The sequence below is a fragment of the Alloprevotella rava genome (genome assembly GCF_014195585.1).
In the GTDB taxonomy this organism is placed as follows: domain Bacteria; phylum Bacteroidota; class Bacteroidia; order Bacteroidales; family Bacteroidaceae; genus Alloprevotella; species Alloprevotella rava.
In genome coordinates this window covers 11884-31960 of record NZ_JACICA010000014.1, presented here as the reverse complement: position 1 = coordinate 31960, position 20077 = coordinate 11884, and the positions used below count along the sequence as shown (strand labels likewise).

The following is a 20077-nucleotide window of genomic DNA, read 5'->3' as shown; positions in this document are numbered from 1 at the left end:
TTATAATATGAGTTTCAAATCCTTTGTCGCTTCGATGTATTTGTCCATATCCTCGAAGAGTTTCTTCGGGGTAACCTTCGCGTATCTCTGAGTAGTTTGTAGGTTCGAATGTCCCAGCATCTTACAGATGGTTTCTATGGGCACTCCTGCTTCCAGAGTAATCAGTGAAGCAAAGGAATGCCTTCCGGCATGGTAGGTCAGGTCTTCCTTGATATCGGCGAGAACCGCAAGGCATTTCATCAGGCTACGCAGGTTGGGGTGATAAAGCATCGGAAAGAGTGTCGGACGGATATCGTCGTTGTATTTCTCTATCAATTCGAGGGCTTCGGGCAGGAGTTTGACACAAGCTTGAAGTTCGTTTTTCTTGCGGCAGTATTTAAGCCATAGATTTCCTTCATCATCCGTGAAGAGATTGTCCCGTGTAACCGATACCGCATCAGCATAGGAAGTTCCCGTATAGCAGGCAAAGAGGAAGAGGTCTCTTGCCAAGATATGGGAGGTACGATGTTCGGGAATAACCAAGTCTCGGATTTTCTCAAAGGATTCTCGACTTAGGGCTTTCGGTGTCTTCTCCTCTTGCTTGGGGAGACTGAAATGAGCGAAGAAGCATTTATCGGCATATCCTTCCTTGTAGGCTCTACGGCATACTTTTTTGATGATGGCGAGGTAGTGTCGGCAGGTCTCTATGGCAAGTCCTTTGTCGTCCACGACAAAAGACTGATAGTCGTGAATGAATTGTTCGGTCAGCTGACCGAAAGCAATGTCTTTGGAGTGGAATTTCTTTTGAATGAACTCCGCCAAGGTTCTTCGAGTGTAGAAATAGGCGGGGTATGTTCCTTTTGCCCGGTCTATCCCGATACGTTTACGGAGTTCCTCGCAGATGATGTCCGTCATTGCCAGTAAGGTCATCTGTGTTTCGAGACTTCCCTGGAACAGATTCTTGACGGCTTCCGCATCAAAATCCATCTTGCGCTCCACCAAGGTGTCGAATGCCGCATGAATGGAAAGCAGCAACTTGTCCAATTTGGCATTGACCTCCACGGCTTCATTGCTTTTACCGTTCAATCGACTCTCACGGGGATTCCATAAGTCAGGGGTACAGGAGAGTTTGCAACTGAACTGCACCATAGAACGATTGACGGTAATGCGTCCCATGATCGGGGCTTTGCCCGACTTGTCGGGTCTGCTTTTTTTCAGGTAGAGCAACACCTTGAATTTCTCTATCTTCATACGCTTTAACTTTATGGGCAAAATTACCCGTTATCAAAGCGTTCTCTGATACGCAAAATATTGATAAACAGATAAGAAGAAACCGAATGAGAAAAATTCTTCCAATAATCGTTACCTCACTTTGTTCGGGAAACAACAGGATAACGGTTTGGTAACTGAAAGGTCTCAATATCCCACACTGTTCTGCCTACCTCTATCTGTTGCAGAATATAGAAAAACGACTAATTCACAACCAGTTACCATATTTCTACCTATATTCCTCTTATACTTGCTTATGCTTGTATTTACCACATGGCTCGCCACACTTTCGGCACGATGACTCTTAGCGCAGGTATTCCCATTGAGAGCATTGCCAAGATGATGGGGCATGCCTCCATATCAAGTACTCAAGTATATGCACAGGTGACAGACAGCAAGATTTCTGAAGATATGGACAGGCTCATAGACAAGTACAAAGCAAAGGACAAAAATACCACAAATGTAAATATGGAAGCAGCAACAGACACAAAGACAATTCCGCTTGTTGTCAAATCAAATGGCAGAAAGGAGGAAACAGTATGAATGCGAACAATAACTGCCAAGGAAAGACAGGCGTAAACAAATATTAACTATATGTTACGTGAGGATTTGACCGTCACAGAAATACATGGATATCTTCAATTTAGTTGAAACTCAAGTTATACTGGGAAATCGCAGAAAAAAAATGAGATCACTGTCCGTCCAGCCATACTTAGGGCCGTGTGCACTTTAGGCTTGAGAACCTAAGCAAGTCTATTTCTGGAAACTTGGAGCGATCTCGATAGAAGTTGAGATAACCAGTATCTTTGAATTTCTTTTCATAGATATTTACCAGGGATAAACATCAACGCCACATCCCAATTATCACCTGATAGTTGGGATTTTTTGATTAAACTTATTACCATAAGAAAATAAAGTCTCTAACCTCTTATAGTCTGATAGGATGCCTGTCTTTCCTTATTTTTCCTTTAATCTCCTTCTTTTGCTAATTCCCAATTATTCTCATTATATATCTATAATTTAGCACTTTGATAACAGTATCCATCATTAAAATTATCAAGCAATGGAATCAAACAACAATGACAACTATGTGCTGGTCTTGGAAGAACGAAAAGGAAGTGGGTAAACTCTCCGTTGTATCGGGTATCGACGACAAGGGCAAACTCCAGACAACTGAAGCCACAGCCGCCAACCAAGCCGCGTTTTTGACGTTCAATGGCAGGGACGAACTTCTGAAGAACTTCATGACCAATTTCTTCAAACAGTTCAACGAACCGTCCCGCTTTGGGCTTTACAAAGTTCTGGCAAGCAATGTGGAGCAAGGCGTAGAAGGGCTTCGTGGTATGCTTCTGAACAAAGATTCCGCCGAGAACAAGCAAAAATTTTATGTTTTCGCTGGTAGAGAAGAGATGCAATTCCCGCGCTCTCTGCGTGATTGTTTTTGTCCTTCCACGCTTGCAGTGCGACGCTTCCTGCGTCGGAGTCCTCTCTGTCCACTTCCCCACGGGTTCACCCTCGCCCTCGCTCGAGCATCACCCACGGTTAAGCATAGTGCGCCTCCGCCAGAGGCAGGACTTCACGAAGATAATGCTTACAATTTGGAGGAAGAAAAACCACCTCTTCAAGAGGTAATAATTTAGTAATGAAATAGTATTCAGAAATACTCTTTTACAGCAAACTCAAACTGATCCATGAAAATTTGTTTGAAAGCATATAGATTATTCTGCTCATAGAAGATGAGCATTGCTTTCTTATAGTCGATGGAATCTACAGAGCGGAAACTTAGCGGACAATAGCCATTAGCTATCATAATAGCATTGCTCGTGATACGTGCCGTACGCTTGTTTCCATCTGAAAAAGCTTGAATATAGGACAAAAGCACTAAGGTGAGCAGGGCTTTCTCAAAAACATTTTTCTTTCCATTGACCAAATCACAAGTGTCGTGCATTGCTTCACGAATTTGGAACTCATTATCGAGAGGGCGATAGTTTGTCCCTGTAATACCTACACGGCGACGACGAAGTCCCCTATCAACAGAGAGATCTTTGGTCAGCAGTTGATGAATGTCTTCAATATGGCTTATACTAAGTTTCTCCAGATAATCTGGATTATCAAGGAGAAAATGAAGTGCATCCTTATGATTAAGAAGCATGACAGCTTCTTCCTTTGTCTTACCATCAGCTGTCTTGCTTTCACGCAGGAGGCGTTCCGTTTCCAGCAGAGAGTATGTATTCCCCTCAATCTGTGAAGATTTCCAACTAAGGTCAATGCTCAGTCGCTCCATTTCCTTGCGATATTCACCAACAGTTATTCCATTGATATGCTTTCTGAACTCATCTTGCAACTGCACAAGATGAGACATTTCTTCATCAGTAAAAAGCGAAATAGTGGGAAGCTGTCCACGAATAAGTTCAAAGTTGAATGACGTCTGCACTTGGCGATCGTCAATATCTAAAGCAAAGTACGTATCTAAATTGAGAGGCATCAATAGATATGCTTGATTTGAAAGACGATAACGTGTTGCACGAGCTTTTCCTACAACAACTATATCACCCTTTTGTGCAGCTGAAGACAAGATTCGCTTCAATGAAGCATCGCTTCCGTCAAAACTAATACCTAACTTTATTTCATCGCGCGACGATAGCGGATCGTTATGCAGAAATTGTAGTATTTCGCGTGTAATATCCATAGGTTAAAAATCGAATCGGTGCAAATTTGGTGATTTTCTTATATAAATCGGCTCAAATTAAGCTAAAAAACACATCAAAAAGGACTCTTTTTGAGCCGATTCTCTTCAGAGATATCTTTTTAGGGAATTATCAGCCTCTATATTACGACGGAAAAACGTGGGAGTTAATAGAAAAAGAAGCAATGCGCAATAAGCCCTGTTCATTTTTTTATAAACAAAAACCGAGAGATTTTAGGCAAGTCTAAAAATCTCTCGGAGTAAGAAGTCGATAGCAATAGGGCGTTAGCCAACTGTTGCAGCAGAAACAGGGCAGTTGATAGTGCCACTCTTATAATAGTAGGTACCATCCACAACAATGGCTTTCGCTTTTGAGCCGGAAGTGGAGATATTGATAGTTCCACCATCGAAAGTGAAGTTTCGGTCTATCTTCATGCCGCGCGTCTTGCTCTCATCGGCCTGTCCCTTGTTATGGGTAGTGCCCGTGAGCGTGATAGTAATGGTGGGAGCTATGCCCGAAGCGTTGTTGACCAGCAAATCGGTAGCGGTCTTTATGCCTTTTTGTCCGTTGCCCGAACCAGTGATGGTGATGTTGCCTCCGCTGATGGTAATTAGGCTATCGGCCTTGATTCCCTTCACATCATTGGCAGCATCGAGGGTTATCGCCAGTGTTCCGCCAGAGATGAGCAGTTGTCCGTTGTTCTCCTCGGTGGAATCCTTTGTTGCGCCTACATCTATGCCGTCTGATTTTACGCCCGCAATCGTAAGTCTTCCTCCCGCCATGCGGAAATACTGCCCAACATGGAAACCATCCGTCACGGCAGAAACCACAGAGATATGTCCCAGAGAAGAATGCAGTTCGGTGTATTCGCCAGAAGCAAAGGCGTGTGCTTTGCGTCCTGTCAGCGTCAGCGTGCCCCCACCTACGAATTCGGCGTGTCCGCGAACGTAGAAGCAGGCTTTCTGAGAACCTGCGGCGGCATCGGTCAGCGTGTTGGTTGTCCCTTCAGCCAGCACCACTTTGATGCGCTTTCCGTTCTGCACATTGATGGCGGCACCTGATAAGGAAGTGAGACCCAGACCTTTGAGCGTGAGTCGCATCTTATAGCTACCCGTTTGCGTGAAACTACCATCAGAGCTTGTGCCACTCAGAACGTAATTGATTTCCCGCGTCAGACCATCGGCGGATGTGATACTCACGTGTGCGCCACTGACAGAAGCCGTCAGATAAGGGGCAACATCGCCCGCCATAAACACGCGCGCACCGCTGTTGGAGTATTCCACCTCCACTTGCCCCGCCGTGACGGAGCGCGTATTGACAACGATGGAGTCAATATCGGCAATGGAATAGGTGCGCCCTGCAATGGTCAGCGTTGTACCGTTGTCGTAGGTCATATCGCCTGCATCAGCAGCTGAAACGCCCACGCAAACCGAACCTTGGTAGATATTGAGTGTTTGTGCCTCAACAGCCAAAGTGCAACACATTGTGATCAAGAGGAGAAAAAGCTTTTTCATCGGATGTAAACTTTAGAGGTGACACTGCCAACACTGACGAGGTAGAGACCGCGCTCCAAACCAGAGCATATCTCTTCTGTCCCGTTCCAACGCTTGCGGAAGTTGGTGAGCAAACGACCGTCAGTGGTGTACACACGAATGGTTGTGCCCACTGGAGCCAATACGCTGATGCTGCTCTCCCCTATCGTGACGAGCGTTTGCCCACCTGTGGGATTGAGAACACCAGACACTTCGGAGGTGAAGAACATCTTGGAGAGACCTGTCAGGGGCAGCGTGGTTGTACCTTCCGCGCTGGTGGCGGTCAGTGTATTACCAGAAAAAGTTATCTTCAAGCCGTTGGCGGTTAGGCTTTTCTGCGTGCCATCTGTTTGCTGAAATGTCAGATAGCTATAAGTTTGTGCCTTTGCGCCCGCTGCGAGGAGCAAGAAAGCGGCGAGGATAGAAATACGTTTCATAGGCGAGTGTATGGAATCTTAGAAACTGAAATTATAGCCAACACTGATGGCGTGGGAGTTGGCATCGTTGTCGCCATCATCCCCATTGGTGTAAACATAGGCCAACGAAACAGTATGGTGGCGCTTCACCTTCCAATCGCCACCCAGAATCCATCGGCGTTTGTCGAGAGAAAAGCCATTTGCCAAATTGTTGCTAATCTCAAAGGAGGTGAAAGGCGTGATGGGGCAGTGAGCTATGTTGTACGACACTCCGAGACGTGAACGCAAGAAATGCTTTGTCTTAGCTCCCTTTTCCTTTACTTTGCTCTCTTTGTAAGCATAGACATTGCTGTCGTAAGTACCTTGGTAAGTAGCTCCCTCATAGGTGTCGGGATTGACCACTACGCCACGGTATTTATTCTCCGTCACGGTGACGGCCATGTTGCGAGTGAGCTGATAGCGTTCGCGCAGGGAGAAGGTGAAACGTCCCACACTGTATTTCCCCGTAGCATCGAAATGGAAACGATGCTTCGCACGCCAGTAGGATTGCTTCACATTGTAGCCGTTCATCTTATTGGAGCTGTTGTAGTGAACTTTTTCCTCCGGTCCAGAATAGTCGCGAATGAAGTCGTATCCCACGCCGAGTTTCAGAAACTTGAGGGGTTTATAGTTCACTCCCACGCCTAAATCGGTGCGCGTGAGGCGGCTCACAGCATCATCGAAGCGCATACCAGCAGAAGCCTCAACGGAGAAGCGTCCCAACTTTTTCTCTACGCCCACTTCGGGCCAAAGGCCGAAATCATCGGCGGCAGCGGGCAGCGACAGCATGGTGGCTACCAGCAAGATAAATGATTTATTCAAACGCATTGTCGTCTTTGAGGTTGGTCATGTGATCCACTGTCTTTAAGCGGTTGGAGTTGTCAATATAATAGACTCGGAGCATGGTCATATCTTTGATGAAATCCACAGCCCCCACCTCCACACGCTGAACCTTTACGCCAAGACGCTCTTCCAAATCGGCCTTGAGCTCTTGGCTCTTGTCGGGCGTGATGAGTTTGATATTGTCGTATTTTACATACTTGCATCCCACTTTCCGCTGCAAAGCAAAACGCTCTGCCCCCCATACCACACTGAGGAAGATTACGTTTGCCATGAGCTTCTCCAAGAGGTCCATGTGGTCAGTAGAGCCATTCACCACGGAGATTGCAACGAGATAGAAAAGATAGGTCATCTCGCGAATGGGTACACTCTCCGTGCGGTAGCGCAAAATACCGAATACGGCGAAAAGTCCCAATGCTGCACCAATCTCCATCTGCGATCCATTCATCAGATAGATCATCATGAAGATGGCAACGCTCAGGAGGATAAACGTGAAGTAGTAGTCGCGGCGGCGGCCTTTTGGATAGTAGAGGAAATGGCAGATAATCCACACCATCAAGAAATTAAGGCCAAAGCTAAGGCACAATTTGATGAGTTCAATCCCTTCAAAGGTTTCGTCAGGGGAGAGAGGGCGCAGAAGCTCGGAGATATTAGTTAAAAGAGTCATGCTATTTGTAAATTTATTTCATTGGATTGTCTTCAGCCTTCCGCATAGCGATGCGCTGAATAGTGTGTAGTTTTTCTTTGATGAGGTTTTTCCGCAAGGCATCATTAGTCAGTGCCGAACCGATGCAGTATTTGCTAAAGCCGCTGGGCTTGATGCGCAAATGGAGAAGGTGGTCAAGCACGGGCGAAGGCACTCGGCCATCGCGTTTGAGCTCTATGACGGCAACGTTCTCAAGAGCCGCTCGGCGTTGCGTTTCAAAATTTTCCAGGTGCAAGTTGAAATCTATTGTTAGTCGCTCCGTCTTCGCGCGGTTCACCAGCGTAATGCGATGAAAATGATTTCCTACGGAAGGAGCAAGATTGGCAAATGAGAGCCCCGTTTGCTCGTTGAGAAATTCCTCCCCAACGCCCCCTTCTGCAACAGCTTGAATGGAGGGTACTTTTATTCGTTTTTTGCGCGTCTTGCCGTGATTGTTTTTCTTTTTTATTTCTAAAAATGACAGATCTGATTCCACATAGGTTCGCGCCCTCACCTTCATGCGCGGCAAGTGGCCCGTTTCGTGCGTATGATAGAGGGGATGTTCGTTAGGTTCATCCCAATACACCGTGCGATACGAAGAGATGCGCAGCCCCTTCACTTCCTGACAGAAATAGTCCTCATGGAGCCGACCGAGCAGGCATATCAGCGTATCCACATCGGTCACAAATTTTTGGTCCATACGCTTCATAAGCCGTATTGAAGACATTTCTTCCAGAGAAATAGGCGACATGGTCTGCACAATACTCTTTAGCTTTTGTGTCTGGTTGTCTGTCATAACATTCCTACATATATGCGGATGTGTATTCAAGTCGCAAAAATAGTTAAAAACGCTTGCTCTGCAAACATTTTGTAGGAAAACGACAAATACGAGGAGCAAAAAATATATTTCTCTGACTCATCCTACCGATAGAAGCCTACTATGCACCATTTCTATCATAAAAAAGCAGAAAAAGTTTTGAGAGTTTCGAGCGAACCACTAACTTTGCAACAATTTCCTTTTGGAAACATAACATAACAACAATTTAAATTTTTAATTTCTCACTACTATGGCTTATGTAATTAGCGAAGACTGCGTTGCATGCGGAACTTGCATCGACGAATGTCCCTCCGGCGCAATTTCCGAAGGCGATCGTTACTCTATTGATCCTAACTCTTGTGTTGACTGCGGTACTTGTGCAGACGTTTGCCCATCAGGCGCAATCGCTCCAGGCGAGTAATCCTCTGTTTCAACAAAACAACAGACTCAACGGCTCAAGTCGAATATGGACTTGGAGCCGTTCTTTTTTATCGCGCCACTACAAAAGCATACCGTTCTTCTTCTCATATTCCTTTCTGATTAGGAACAGTGCGTTTCAAACTACACATTCTAGAAGGGCAGAGCATACACAATAAATACCGCGACCCGCCGTTAAGTTTAGAGATATGACTCCACTCAAACACATATATTGCCTACTGCTCGCTATGCTGTTCGCCATGAATGGCATCGCTCAAGAGCGTAAAATTCAGAACAAGCCCTATATCGATGAGCGGCAATTCCATTACGGTTTCTTCGTTGGCGTTCACGATCAAGGTATAAAACTGCAAAATAGCGGCCACATCGACCCCAATTCTGGAGCACAATGGACGGCGGAAAACGATGGGCAGAACTTCGGCTTCAGCGTGGGCATCTTGGGCGATTGGAAACTGACCACTTGGCTAAACCTGCGCCTCAGTCCGGGACTCCATTTCGGTTCGAAACACATCAAATTCCGCAACCTCGCCGATGGAGAAATCAAGACACAAGACATGAAGTCCTGCTATATCGGAATGCCCATCGACCTAAAAGTATCCGGCCCCCGCTTCAACAACTACCGCCCCTACGTGATTGCCGGAATTGCTCCCATGTACGACCTCACGAGCGGCAAACAAACACTGCTTCGCTCCACGCCCTACACCACGACCCTTGAAATAGGTCTCGGTTGCGACCTCTACCTCCCCTACTTCAAGCTCATCCCCGAACTAAAATTCAGCTTCGGCCTCAACAATATTCTCCGTAAGAATCGTCCTGACTTGACCGATTCTTCACAATACCTCTTCACGCAAAGCGTTGACCGTGCCACTTTCAACATGATCTCCCTCTGCTTCTATTTTGAATAGAAGTCTACGCTCCCGAAAGAGACGCCCCGAAAGAAAAGATTTGAGGTGTTTTTTAAAACACTACTACGAAAAACACAATGAAACTAGGATATATACACAGCAACAAAGAAGAACAGGCTCGGGTATTGCAAGTTTTGAAGATGACTTCGGAGTCTGTCGCACTTGAGGAACTGGGTATTGGGCGTATTCGAGAAGCTTTTGCCGACAAGATGTTTCCAGGTGTATCCACCCTGCAAAAACATATAAAATACTTTTCGCTCATGCCGCAGCTCTATCGCAAAGCTACGGAGAAACGCTACAATCGCCCCAATGAAGTGAAAGCAGAGATAGTACGACTGGAGCGAATTATGACCAAAAACCTATATGAAGGGAGCACAGACAAACGGGGCATTACGGGGAGCGATATGATCAATAAGAATTCGAACAGCTATGTGAAATACGATCCTGCATACATCTACAATTCGGGATTGCAAACTTTTGAAATCCTACGCAGCCCGCAGTTGCACGAGCTTATCTATTCGGCTTCAAAAGCTCTTCACAATGAACCAAAAGCTATCAAGAGCGAGGATGAAGATACGAATAATGACACGGGAGAAAAGCCCAATTTCTTTCAGTTCTGCTCCTTCCCCAATGTTGATTATGATTTCACGCAGCGGTGTTCTTTAGACCTCACTGCGGAGGATAAAGCTTTTATTGTCGACCATATTCTTAATGCCAAAGAGTGCAAAAACTCTTTGTTGCGCTACATTGTGGACAATCCAGATTTCCCGATAGCTGAAACTTTTGAGCAAATCCCACCCGCTCTTCTTCCCGCAGATTTAGCAGAAACTCAAGACTTAGCAAGGCGCTTCGCCGACTTTATGTACATGATACATATTCGCTACAACTATATTTTCTCTCAATATCAAGACGAAGAATTGCGCACGCTCTTTGAGGAGAAGCTCGCGGAATTTCGCAATAGCGGCACAGATATCGACAAGGTTCTAAATGCTATAACCATCAGTGAGAATAGCAGTAAGAGATTTTGCAAAAACATTACGGAACAACTCTTTGCCAACGACACGCAAGTGGGAGGCGCCTTGGACCAACTCATTATCAAGCGTGAGAAGGACGTCAAGAAATCGCGCCGAAAAATAGAAAATCCTGCTTACACCTACAACCCGAAAAAACGCATCCACTTTTACAAACTTTCCTATCGATGGGAAACAGTAAAAGTTTTTGCGGATGAACTAAGAAAAGACACAAAACCATGACGGATACTTTATGGAATGATATTGTCTATACCGAAGTGATGCAGAGCGATGGCTTTGTAGTGGATTATGCAATCTGTACCACTTATAGTCTGGATATGCCTACGCTGCTTTCGGTTCCCTTCATGTTGGGAACCATGGTAGACTTGACCGAGGACACCATGCGCTCACCACACTTCATTTTAGAAACCATCAACCGCTCCGCGGATAAATTTGCTGTGTTCTGTAATGCAGGGTGCATTGCAGTACCACCAGCCAACTCCAAATTATACTCACTCCTGGAGCGCAGCGTTGTGCAAGTGACATTGCCCGCTAATGGTCATGGCTACATCAACTTCCACCCGAAACTGTGGGTCATCAAAGAAACAAATCCCGAAACGGGCGAAAAGCAAATTAAGCTGGTAGTACTCTCGCGCAATCTAACCTGTTCGCACGATTTGGATGTAGTGTGCGAAATGGTTGGAAAAATCGAAACGGAACCTGCCACTGAGAAGGCACAGGAAAAACACGCCCCACTTGCCGACTTCCTCACATGGCTCATCGCTGAAGTCGATGGCCCTACGATGGAGAAGAAAATAAAAGCCATTTGCGAAGACATTCGTTACATCGAAAGATTCAATTTAGAGAACTCTCCTTTTGAAGATTATAACTTCTTTCCTATGGGTATCTCCCAGCACGATGGAACCACAGAATGCTTAGAGCAAAACATCTTGAAGCATGCGGCAGAGATGCTCATCATATCTCCTTTTGTAGACCACAACATACTCCAGAAAATGGTGAGCTGTACTCCCAATGCAAAAAAGACTTTGATCACAAGACACTCTTCCATCAAGCCAGAAATGATGCAAATGTTCAACCATGGCGTCTATGCTCCAAAGGAGGTGCTAACGGACAAAGTGGAAAAAGATGTGATAGTAGACTTACACGAAAAAGTGTATTTCATTCGCTCTCAAGAAGGCAACCAAAGCTATAACCGCCTCTATCTTGGTTCTACCAATGCCACAACAAATGGTTTTGGGCGCAATGTTGAATTCTTACTCCAATTGCAGTTTTCTCCCTATAAAACATCTTACGATAAGTTTCGCAGCGAACTTATCAACGACAGCGATGAATGTATGTTTGAAGAGGTGGTAGCAATCCCTGAAGATGATATAACTAAGGAAGACGTACCCAACGAAATGGTACTGCGCACTGCCATTGCTGCCATACAAAAAGCAGAAGTCAATTTATGCGAATCTCTTTACTCCATCACCATTCACTGCTGCCAAAGCCAACTCCCCAAACAGTCCCTTTCACTCTATCCATTAGGCTGCGAAGGGATAGAATCAAACTTAGCTGATGGAATGGTATTTACAGATTTGGAGCTGGCTATGCTCACCGAGTTCTATGTCATCCAAACTGGTGACTTACGCCGTGTGATAAAGATTCCAACAGAAAGAATGCCAACAGAAGAACGAGACAAGGCTATTTTCCGCTCTATTATCAACACCAAGACAAAGTTTATCAACTATCTTTCCTTCATGCTCACCGACGACATAGAACAATACATCGTGGAGACTCAGCTGTTGGAAAAAGAAAACGACAGCGACAAAGCTTCCTCCTTGGAACAAATAATCTGCACTTCTCTCTATGAAGATATGGTTAGAAAATCCTACACCAACCCCGACCGTATCGCTGCCATTCGGCAACTCCTCGATAAAGCAGAAGAAAACGTGCGCCCAGAGAATTTCAAAGAGATGTACGACACGTTCGAAAAAGTTCTCAAACAGATCAAACGCTTATGAGCCAAGACATAAAAGATTTCCAGCGCGCCACTGCCGAACGCATTCTCCACATCTATAAAAAATTGGGGCATCGCCGTGTGTTGTTGGCCGATGAAGTGGGATTGGGCAAAACCTTTGTTGCCCGACAGGTCATCCAGCTGGTGAGAGAGTGGCACAAGGAGATGAACGATGATTTCTTCAAAGTGGTCTATATCTGTTCTAATGCAAACATAGCCGACCAAAACATAAAGAAATTAGGCATTGACAACTGCATGAGCATCAGCGATAGCCGGCTTTCTATGCAGCACCTCCACATCAAGTTAGCCGAAAAGCGCATTGCTCAGCAACAGGACGAGGGGAATATGCCCGAATCCATCATTCCGCTCACACCCTCCACCTCTTTCCGCTTCTATAGTGCGCAAGGCATAGCCAAAGAACGCGCTTTGATTTGTAATATCTTGTGCCGGATGGATTGCTTTACTGTCCATAAAAGTGAAGTGCAGAAATTTCTCAGTTGTGGCGTAAAACATTGGCAAGAACTTATCAATAGCTACAACTCCTCCATCCAACAATGTGGAGAGGACTATCTACAAGAGATCCATAAAAAACTACAAACAAAGCTCTCCAACGAAACGGCGAACCAACTCTTGGAGTTCGCCCAAAATGGTTGCGACTATCAACAACGCTCTTCCATCATCAACACGCTGCGCCGCATTTTTGCAGAGATTAGCATTGATATGCTCGATCCCGATTTGGTTGTGATGGATGAGTTTCAACGCTTCAACTCGCTCCTGGAACAAGGCGAGGACGAACAATCTATGCTGGCAAACAAGTTCTTCGACGACAAACGCTCCAACACGAAGATTCTGCTGCTTTCGGCCACTCCCTACAAACCTTATTCTACACTCGAAGAACTCAACACTGACGGCAAGGACGAGCATTATAACGACTTCCTGAAAGTGATGGATTTCCTCTTTGCTACCAAAGACAAGACAAACCAGTTTCAGCTAATTTGGCAAAACTATTCTGCCACGCTAAAACGAACCGATGTGGTCAATTTGCAACCGCTTATAGCTGCAAAAAACTCAGCAGAAGAACAACTATACAGTGTTATGTGCCGCACGGAGCGTTTCAATAGAGGCATCATCAATGATGATCAGGTGAAAGATGTGCAGGTTCTTCCTGAGGACATTCTTTCCTTTGCTGAATGCCAAAAGCTGATGGATTGCCTCTCAGAAGAGAATCCTAACACTCGTCTGGGAAATGTTCCGATGGAGTACATCAAATCTTCGCCATATTTGCTTTCCTTCATCGACAAATACAAACTGAAGGAGAAAATAGTGAAGGCTCTACAACAATCTGATGCAAAAAAACATCACAAGATGGATACGCTGCTGCTCTCCAAGTCGGCCATCAACAAATATAGGCCTATAAAAGCTGGCAGCGGCAAACTGAAATATCTCCACGACCTCATTTTCGGAGCACACGGCGAAAAGAAAACACAATTCTTGTTGTGGGTTCCGGCTTCCTATCCCTACTACAAAGCGGGAGGACTTTTTGAGACTGACGAAGCCAAAAGTTTCTCCAAAGTCCTGCTCTTTTCCTCCTGGGAAATGGTACCCAGAATGATTTCCGTGATGCTTTCCTACTACGAAGAGCTTTACACCTTTGGAAAATTGAGAGAAAGCGATAAGCAAATACGTTATACCGCCCAGAAGAAGAATCGTTATGGTGAGAATCGTTTGAAGGCCGATAGTCTTTTAGAATATCCTTGCCAAACACTGGCTTCTGTCTTCTCCCCTGCCGATTTCTACGGCGAAGAACTTTCCACCATTCGAAAAGAAATCAAGCAAAGGATTCAACAAAAATTGGTTGAACACGAACTGCTCCGTTCTCTGCCACAGCGTGGGCGAAACAATGCCAGAATCATTCTCTCTATCATGAAAATTCTCGATGGGGAGACACCCGAAGACGTGACCAATCTCTACATACCGCTCAACGCCTTTGATGTTCTGACAAATATTGCCATCGCCTCGCCGGCTGTCTGCGCCTACCGACAATCAAATAATAAAGACGACGCCCAACGGGTGGCGAAAGCCGTTATTTCGGTTTTCAACAAACCCGAAAGTGCTGCCATCATTGATGTTTTATACAGCAAAAAAAGCGAGGAGGACTACTACGAGTCCGTACTCGATTACTGCGCCGTGGGCAACTTGCAAGCTGTGCTTGATGAGTATGCCCACATGGTAGAAACCAACTTCTTGGGCGAAAGCATCACTGATTCGATCATCGGCACCAGCAATCTGAGCATCGACACCAAGAACTCATTGGGCAAGGAGGAGAAAAAACAACAGATGCGCTGCCACTTTGCCATTCCGTTTATCGACAAGACCATCACAGACAAATCCGTGGCGCGCTCCAAAAACATTCGCATGGCTTTCAACTCGCCTTTCCGTCCCTTCGTCCTCTCCAGCACGTCCATTGGGCAAGAAGGATTGGACTTCCATTGGTACGCTCGCAAGATAGTGCATTGGAATCTTCCCTCAAACCCTGTTGACCTCGAACAGCGCGAAGGCCGCATCAACCGCTACAAATGTTTAGCCATCCGCAGAAATGTGGCAAAGCTATACAGCAATGAAACTTTCCACACTTGGGACGAACTCTTCGCTATGGGATATGCCGAATTGAAAGGCTCTTTTTCCGACATTGTGCCCTACTGGTGCTTACCGACGGAGCAATTAACCAGCAAACAGCGCGAAAAGCTCGAAGAGATCGAACGAATAGTGCCGCTCTATCCGCTCAGTCGCGACAGATACAAATTCCAACGCCTCATCAAAGTGCTCGCCTTGTATCGCATGACACTGGGGCAACCCCGCCAAGAGGAACTCTTAAACCTATTGGAAAATATGCACCTATCAGAGGAGCAACTCAAGGAACTCACCATTGATTTATGCCCTTACAACAAGCAGAAGCGAATGTAGCCCATCATCTCTAACACGCAAACAGCTGATTATAAGCCACAAACACTCCAATCTATCGAAGCAAAAAATATCCTTATTGCGTCAGCTGACACAATAAGGATGTCAGCTGACAGCCTTATTGTATTTTCAAACGCAATAAGGATATTTACGCTGTGCTTTATCGCATCTTTTCTGCTCCTTCAGAACAAGATGCAGACAAAGTTTTCAGAACTCCATACCTATAATAAATTCGGTGAAATCGGCCTTGGTGAGATGGGCTTTCACATCGCCGCCGAGATAGAAACCTTTCCAGCGCGGGAAGTGGTAGCGCAGACCGATGCGCTCATAGTAGGGCTTTTCCTCCCATTTAGCTTCCTGCCCCATTTGGCGGTGGAGATACACGCCTAAGGACATAGCTAAGGAGAGATGATGATAGAAAACTTCATGACGCGCGGCAAGTCCCACCGACCACGGGGAATGGGGCAACTGAACACCTGCTGCACGATCGAGCGTAGCAATATGGTGCGCCGCCTGCGCATAGTTCAAATCAAGCCCAATGCCACTTGCCCAGCGCCGCGCATAGCGGTACATGAAATTGAATTGCATACTATAAGTGGGATAGATACGGAAATGTCCCGTGCGATAGTCGGGGTGCGACGGAGGCGTATTATATTGTGTTTTGAGCCAATCCTCCAAGAGAGATTTTCCGCCTACACCCAACTGCACGCCCCAATAGGAGCGGCGAGCAAAGGAGTGCAACGCCCCTTTCCCTGCCTGCTGCAGTCGGAGATCTTCAGCAGGAGCTGAAGGATAATAGATGAGGGAAAGACTTGACCCCACGGTGTTTTCCCCCTTATTGGGACGATCGAGCGCGCCATTACTGTGGTGGCGAAATTCTACGCCCAACTGCATCGCCCAATGCGGCGAGAACCAATAGGAAGCGTGAAATCCGGCACCGAAATAAATATTCCAGCGACTCCCCAAGAGTTCGTTGTCAACATTATTATGCCGATTGTAGAAACGCGAAGCTATGCCAACACCGAAATTGAGAGTGTAGCCCACTTCCCAATGGGAGCTGCGGAGCAAAGGGCGCGAGAAACCTCCATAAAGCGTCCACACCTGCCCCATCCGCGACACATAACCGACAGGTACGGCCAGTCCCCAATCAGGCGCAGCCTCTTTGTGCATCGTCACATTGTGGTAATTGCCCCAAAGCAAACCCACGGAGAAAGTCGGGAAGTTGTAGTCCACCGCAAAGGAGTCGGCATCCTCGGGGCGCGTGCGATAGTTCAGAGCCAGCCCTACGCTGATGTTCTTGTTTCCATGTAGCCACATCCGCTCGTAAGGGTCGATTTTGAGCACACGGCCGGGCATCACTTCCAGTGCCACGCCCAGGTGGGCACTATCGGGACGGAACGTTGGCACCGAGGTTTGAGCCAAGGTGCAGAGGGAGAAAAGGGAGAAAAGGAGAGATAGAATTTTCAAAGTGTTGGAGTTTTGAAACCGCAAGATAGAAATTATTTTAGGAAAAGTTTTGACCCAACGAAAATAAACACGTATCTTGCGCAACATGATGCTATTGAACTTGTTGACAACCTTGCTCTCTGTCCTGCTCTGGCCGTGGCTTGATGCCCCTCCCATGGATGCGCGGCAGGAAATTTACGCCGATCTCTATCGCGCGGCAGGGAGCTTATATGTCTATAAGTCGCCACGTTATGAGAAATACACACCTACGCCACGAGGCTATAACCCCGTTGCGCTCCAACTCTTTGCGCGCAACGGTTCGCGCTATCTGATGCAGGAAACGGACTATGAGCGGCCGCGCCAAACCTTGCAGCGGGCGCGAGCGGCGGGAAAACTGACAGCGTTGGGCCGAGAGGTGCTGGCAGAGGTGGATTCGCTCGCTGCAATGGCACGAGGTCACTACGGCGAAATCACGCGTGCCGGCATCGAGCAGCATCGCGGCATCGCGCGCCGCATGTTCTATCGGCACAAAGAGATATTCAGCCAAACCAAAACCATAGAGGTGGTTTCAACGCCTTCGCTCCATTGTCAGCAATCTATGCAAAGCGAATGCTCACAATTATTAGCACTCAATCCGCGCCTGCAATTCTCCACCGACATCGCCAGTCACAGCTGGTTTTCAGGCCTCATCAGTGCCCACACAACGGAGCTGTCCTCCGTTAATCCCTATCGGCTGATGGGTAGCCTTTTCAACGACACGATCTACATCCGCCAACACATTGAGCCCAGCTCTCTCTTTCAACAGCTCTTCTTGCTAGCGGCCAATATCCAGAGCTTGGACTGCCATCTCAACCTTTTCCGCATCTTCACGCGAGACGAATGCTACGCCTACTGGCGGGACGACAACTACAGTATCTTCCGGAAATATACGCGCACCCCTCGCTTCGATGCAGGCAAGGAAATGACGGAACTGCTCATGAGCCGCATCGAGCAACAAGCCCAAAAGAGTTTTGACTGTCAGCAGCCGAGCGCGATGCTCTGCTTTGGCAACGAAGAGAATCTGCTGCGCCTCTGCGAAGCGCTCAACCTCAACGGATGCTCGCTACAAGCCCCCACTTCGGAGGAGGTGGCCACTCATTGGCGTAGCTATCAGCTCTTTCCGCTGGGTGCGAACTTGCAACTCGTGTTCTACCGCTCCCGGAAAAATCCGCGCATACTTGTGAAGGTGTTACTCAACGAGCGCGAAGCCCGCATCCCTATCCCGTCCGACACTGCTCCCTACTACGATTGGGAACAAGTGAAGCTCTTTGTGCGCCAAATGCTGGCGAGGCAATGAGCCATCGCCTTATTCCCCTCCGCCCAAAAGACCCACAAAATTCTTTAATTGCTTTGCTTTCCGAGGGGCTTATGGTATCTTTGCGCACAATTATCAATCAATTAAATAGCTATCATGGCTCAACAAGAAGACGTTTTCAAGAAAATAGTATCTCATTGTAAGGAATATGGTTTCGTATTCCCCTCCTCCGAACTCTACGACGGACTCGGCGCTGTATATGACTACGGTCAGAACGGTGTGGAGCTGAAAAACAATATCAAGCAGTATTGGTGGCAAAGCATGGTGTTGCTCCACGACAACATTGTGGGAATCGACAGCGCCATCTTCATGCACCCCACTATCTGGAAAGCCAGCGGCCACGTGGACGCTTTCAATGATCCCCTCATCGACAACCGCGACTCGAAGAAACGCTATCGCGCCGATGTTCTCATTGAGGATCAGATTGCCAAATACGAAGAGAAGATAGAGAAAGAGGTAGCCAAAGCACGCAAACGTTTTGGCGATAGTTTCGATGAGGCGAAATACCGCGAGACAAGCGAGCGCGTTCTCGAAAATCAAGCAAAGCGCGATGCCCTTGAGCAGCGCTACAAAGATGCCATGAACGGCAACGACCTGCAAGCTATCAAACAAATCATTCTCGACGAGGAAATCGTCGACCCCATTAGCGGCACGCGCAACTGGACTGATGTGCGCCAGTTCAACCTAATGTTCAAAACATCCATGGGCTCTACGGCTGAGGGCGCAAGCGACATCTATCTCCGCCCCGAAACGGCACAGGGTATCTTTGTCAACTATCTCAACGTGCAGAAGACAGGCCGCATGAAAGTGCCTTTTGGTATCGCCCAAATCGGTAAGGCTTTCCGCAACGAAATCGTTGCTCGTCAGTTCATCTTCCGCATGCGCGAATTCGAGCAAATGGAGATGCAGTTCTTCGTGAAGCCTGGAACCGAGATCGACTGGTTCAAAAGCTGGAAAGAGATGCGTATGAAATGGCACCAGGCTTTGGGCTTCGGTGCGGAAAACTATCGCTTCCACGACCACGAGAAACTCGCTTTCTACGCCAATGCAGCCACCGACATCGAGTTTAAGATGCCGTTCGGATTCAAAGAGGTAGAAGGTATCCACAGCCGTACAAACTATGACCTCACGCAACACGAGAAATTCAGCGGAAAGAGTATCAAATACTTTGATCCTGAAACGAAAGAAAGTTACACGCCGTACGTCATCGAAACAAGTATCGGTGTGGACCGTATGTACCTCTCGGTGATGTGCCATGCCTACCAGGAAGAGCAGCTCGAGAATGGCGAGACGCGCACAGTGCTCAAACTGCCCGCTGCCCTTGCTCCAGTGAAGCTGGCCGTATTGCCGCTCATCAAGAAAGACGGTCTGCCCGAAAAGGCGCGTGAGATCATGAACGATTTGAAGTTCCACTTCAACTGCAAATACGAAGAAAAGGACACCATCGGTAAGCGCTATCGCCGACAAGATGCTATCGGTACGCCGTACTGTATCACCATCGACCACGAAACGCTGACTGACAACTGCGTAACGCTTCGCGACCGCGACACGATGAAGCAGGAGCGCGTGCCCATCAGCGAGCTTCGTTCGCTCATCGAAGACAAAGTAACCATCACTGGCCTTCTCAAAAAATTGCAATAATAACAACACTGTCCCGCTTCTCATCCAGTGAGGAGTGGGAC

15 protein-coding genes and 2 pseudogenes are annotated in these 20077 nt (G+C 47.0%); 9 read left to right on the top strand and 8 right to left on the bottom strand.

Annotation, left to right across the window (positions count from 1 at the left end):
• Positions 1-1230 (bottom strand): site-specific integrase, encoded by a 1230-nt coding sequence (locus FHS60_RS09360; protein ID WP_183697915.1) that lies wholly within the window; start codon positions 1228-1230, stop codon positions 1-3.
• A 285-nt stretch (positions 1231-1515) separates the two neighbouring features.
• Here FHS60_RS09360 and FHS60_RS09355 point away from each other — a divergent pair.
• Together FHS60_RS09355 and FHS60_RS09350 are read left to right on the top strand one after the other, a co-directional pair.
• Positions 1516-1791 (top strand): annotated as a pseudogene (locus FHS60_RS09355) (tyrosine-type recombinase/integrase); the annotation flags it as partial.
• Between the two features lie 520 nt (positions 1792-2311).
• Positions 2312-2630: pseudogene (locus tag FHS60_RS09350) on the top strand (hypothetical protein); the annotation flags it as partial.
• Between the two features lie 272 nt (positions 2631-2902).
• Here the strand turns inward: FHS60_RS09350 and FHS60_RS09345 are convergent.
• From FHS60_RS09345 to FHS60_RS09320, 6 genes are all read right to left on the bottom strand, one after another.
• The gene (locus FHS60_RS09345; protein ID WP_183697913.1) at positions 2903-3937 is read right to left on the bottom strand and encodes a Fic family protein; all 1035 of its coding nucleotides are present in this window, start codon (positions 3935-3937) and stop codon (positions 2903-2905) included.
• Between the two features lie 282 nt (positions 3938-4219).
• A complete protein-coding gene (locus tag FHS60_RS09340) occupies positions 4220-5449 on the bottom strand; it encodes a carbohydrate-binding domain-containing protein (RefSeq protein WP_183697911.1) in 1230 nt (409 codons plus the stop codon).
• Entirely contained in the window at positions 5446-5904 is a 459-nt protein-coding gene (locus FHS60_RS09335) for a T9SS type A sorting domain-containing protein (RefSeq protein WP_183697908.1), read from the bottom strand. Before FHS60_RS09335 ends, FHS60_RS09340 begins: the two co-directional genes overlap by 4 nt.
• An 18-nt stretch (positions 5905-5922) precedes the next feature.
• Positions 5923-6744, bottom strand: a complete 822-nt coding sequence (locus FHS60_RS09330) for a DUF2490 domain-containing protein (RefSeq protein WP_183697906.1) — start codon at positions 6742-6744, stop codon at positions 5923-5925.
• Complete coding sequence (locus FHS60_RS09325; RefSeq protein WP_183697904.1) at positions 6737-7429, bottom strand: DUF4956 domain-containing protein; 693 nt, start codon at positions 7427-7429, stop codon at positions 6737-6739. Before FHS60_RS09325 ends, FHS60_RS09330 begins: the two co-directional genes overlap by 8 nt.
• A gap of 13 nt (positions 7430-7442) precedes the next feature.
• The gene (locus tag FHS60_RS09320) at positions 7443-8243 is read right to left on the bottom strand and encodes a polyphosphate polymerase domain-containing protein (RefSeq protein WP_183697902.1); all 801 of its coding nucleotides are present in this window, start codon (positions 8241-8243) and stop codon (positions 7443-7445) included.
• Between the two features lie 271 nt (positions 8244-8514).
• Here FHS60_RS09320 and FHS60_RS09315 point away from each other — a divergent pair, with 271 nt between their 5' ends.
• The 5 genes from FHS60_RS09315 to FHS60_RS09295 all read left to right on the top strand — a co-directional run bounded on the left by FHS60_RS09315 (position 8515) and on the right by FHS60_RS09295 (position 15598).
• Positions 8515-8685 carry a DUF362 domain-containing protein gene (locus FHS60_RS09315; RefSeq protein WP_183697900.1) on the top strand — a complete coding sequence of 57 codons (171 nt, stop codon included), beginning with the start codon at positions 8515-8517 and terminating at the stop codon, positions 8683-8685.
• Between the two features lie 205 nt (positions 8686-8890).
• A complete protein-coding gene (gene porT, locus FHS60_RS09310; RefSeq protein WP_183697898.1) occupies positions 8891-9604 on the top strand; it encodes a type IX secretion/gliding motility protein PorT/SprT in 714 nt (237 codons plus the stop codon).
• A gap of 77 nt (positions 9605-9681) precedes the next feature.
• Entirely contained in the window at positions 9682-10857 is a 1176-nt protein-coding gene (locus FHS60_RS09305; protein ID WP_183697896.1) for a DUF6361 family protein, read from the top strand.
• Positions 10854-12638 (top strand): phospholipase D family protein, encoded by a 1785-nt coding sequence (locus tag FHS60_RS09300; protein WP_183697894.1) that lies wholly within the window; start codon positions 10854-10856, stop codon positions 12636-12638. The genes FHS60_RS09305 and FHS60_RS09300 overlap by 4 nt, the downstream gene beginning before the upstream one ends.
• Positions 12635-15598, top strand: a complete 2964-nt coding sequence (locus tag FHS60_RS09295) for a DEAD/DEAH box helicase (RefSeq protein ID WP_183697891.1) — start codon at positions 12635-12637, stop codon at positions 15596-15598. The genes FHS60_RS09300 and FHS60_RS09295 overlap by 4 nt, the downstream gene beginning before the upstream one ends.
• 204 nt (positions 15599-15802) lie before the next feature.
• On the opposite strand, the gene FHS60_RS09290 is transcribed toward FHS60_RS09295, so the two are convergent.
• Positions 15803-17062, bottom strand: a complete 1260-nt coding sequence (locus FHS60_RS09290) for an acyloxyacyl hydrolase (protein ID WP_244957485.1) — start codon at positions 17060-17062, stop codon at positions 15803-15805.
• Between the two features lie 85 nt (positions 17063-17147).
• On the opposite strand from FHS60_RS09290, the gene FHS60_RS09285 reads away from it, so the two are divergent.
• Both FHS60_RS09285 and FHS60_RS09280 read left to right on the top strand, forming a co-directional pair.
• Positions 17148-18377, top strand: a complete 1230-nt coding sequence (locus FHS60_RS09285) for a hypothetical protein (RefSeq protein ID WP_183697889.1) — start codon at positions 17148-17150, stop codon at positions 18375-18377.
• Positions 18378-18491: 114 nt separating this feature from the next.
• The gene (locus tag FHS60_RS09280; RefSeq protein ID WP_183697887.1) at positions 18492-20036 is read left to right on the top strand and encodes a glycine--tRNA ligase; all 1545 of its coding nucleotides are present in this window, start codon (positions 18492-18494) and stop codon (positions 20034-20036) included.
• The last annotated feature ends 41 nt before the right edge of the window (positions 20037-20077 follow it).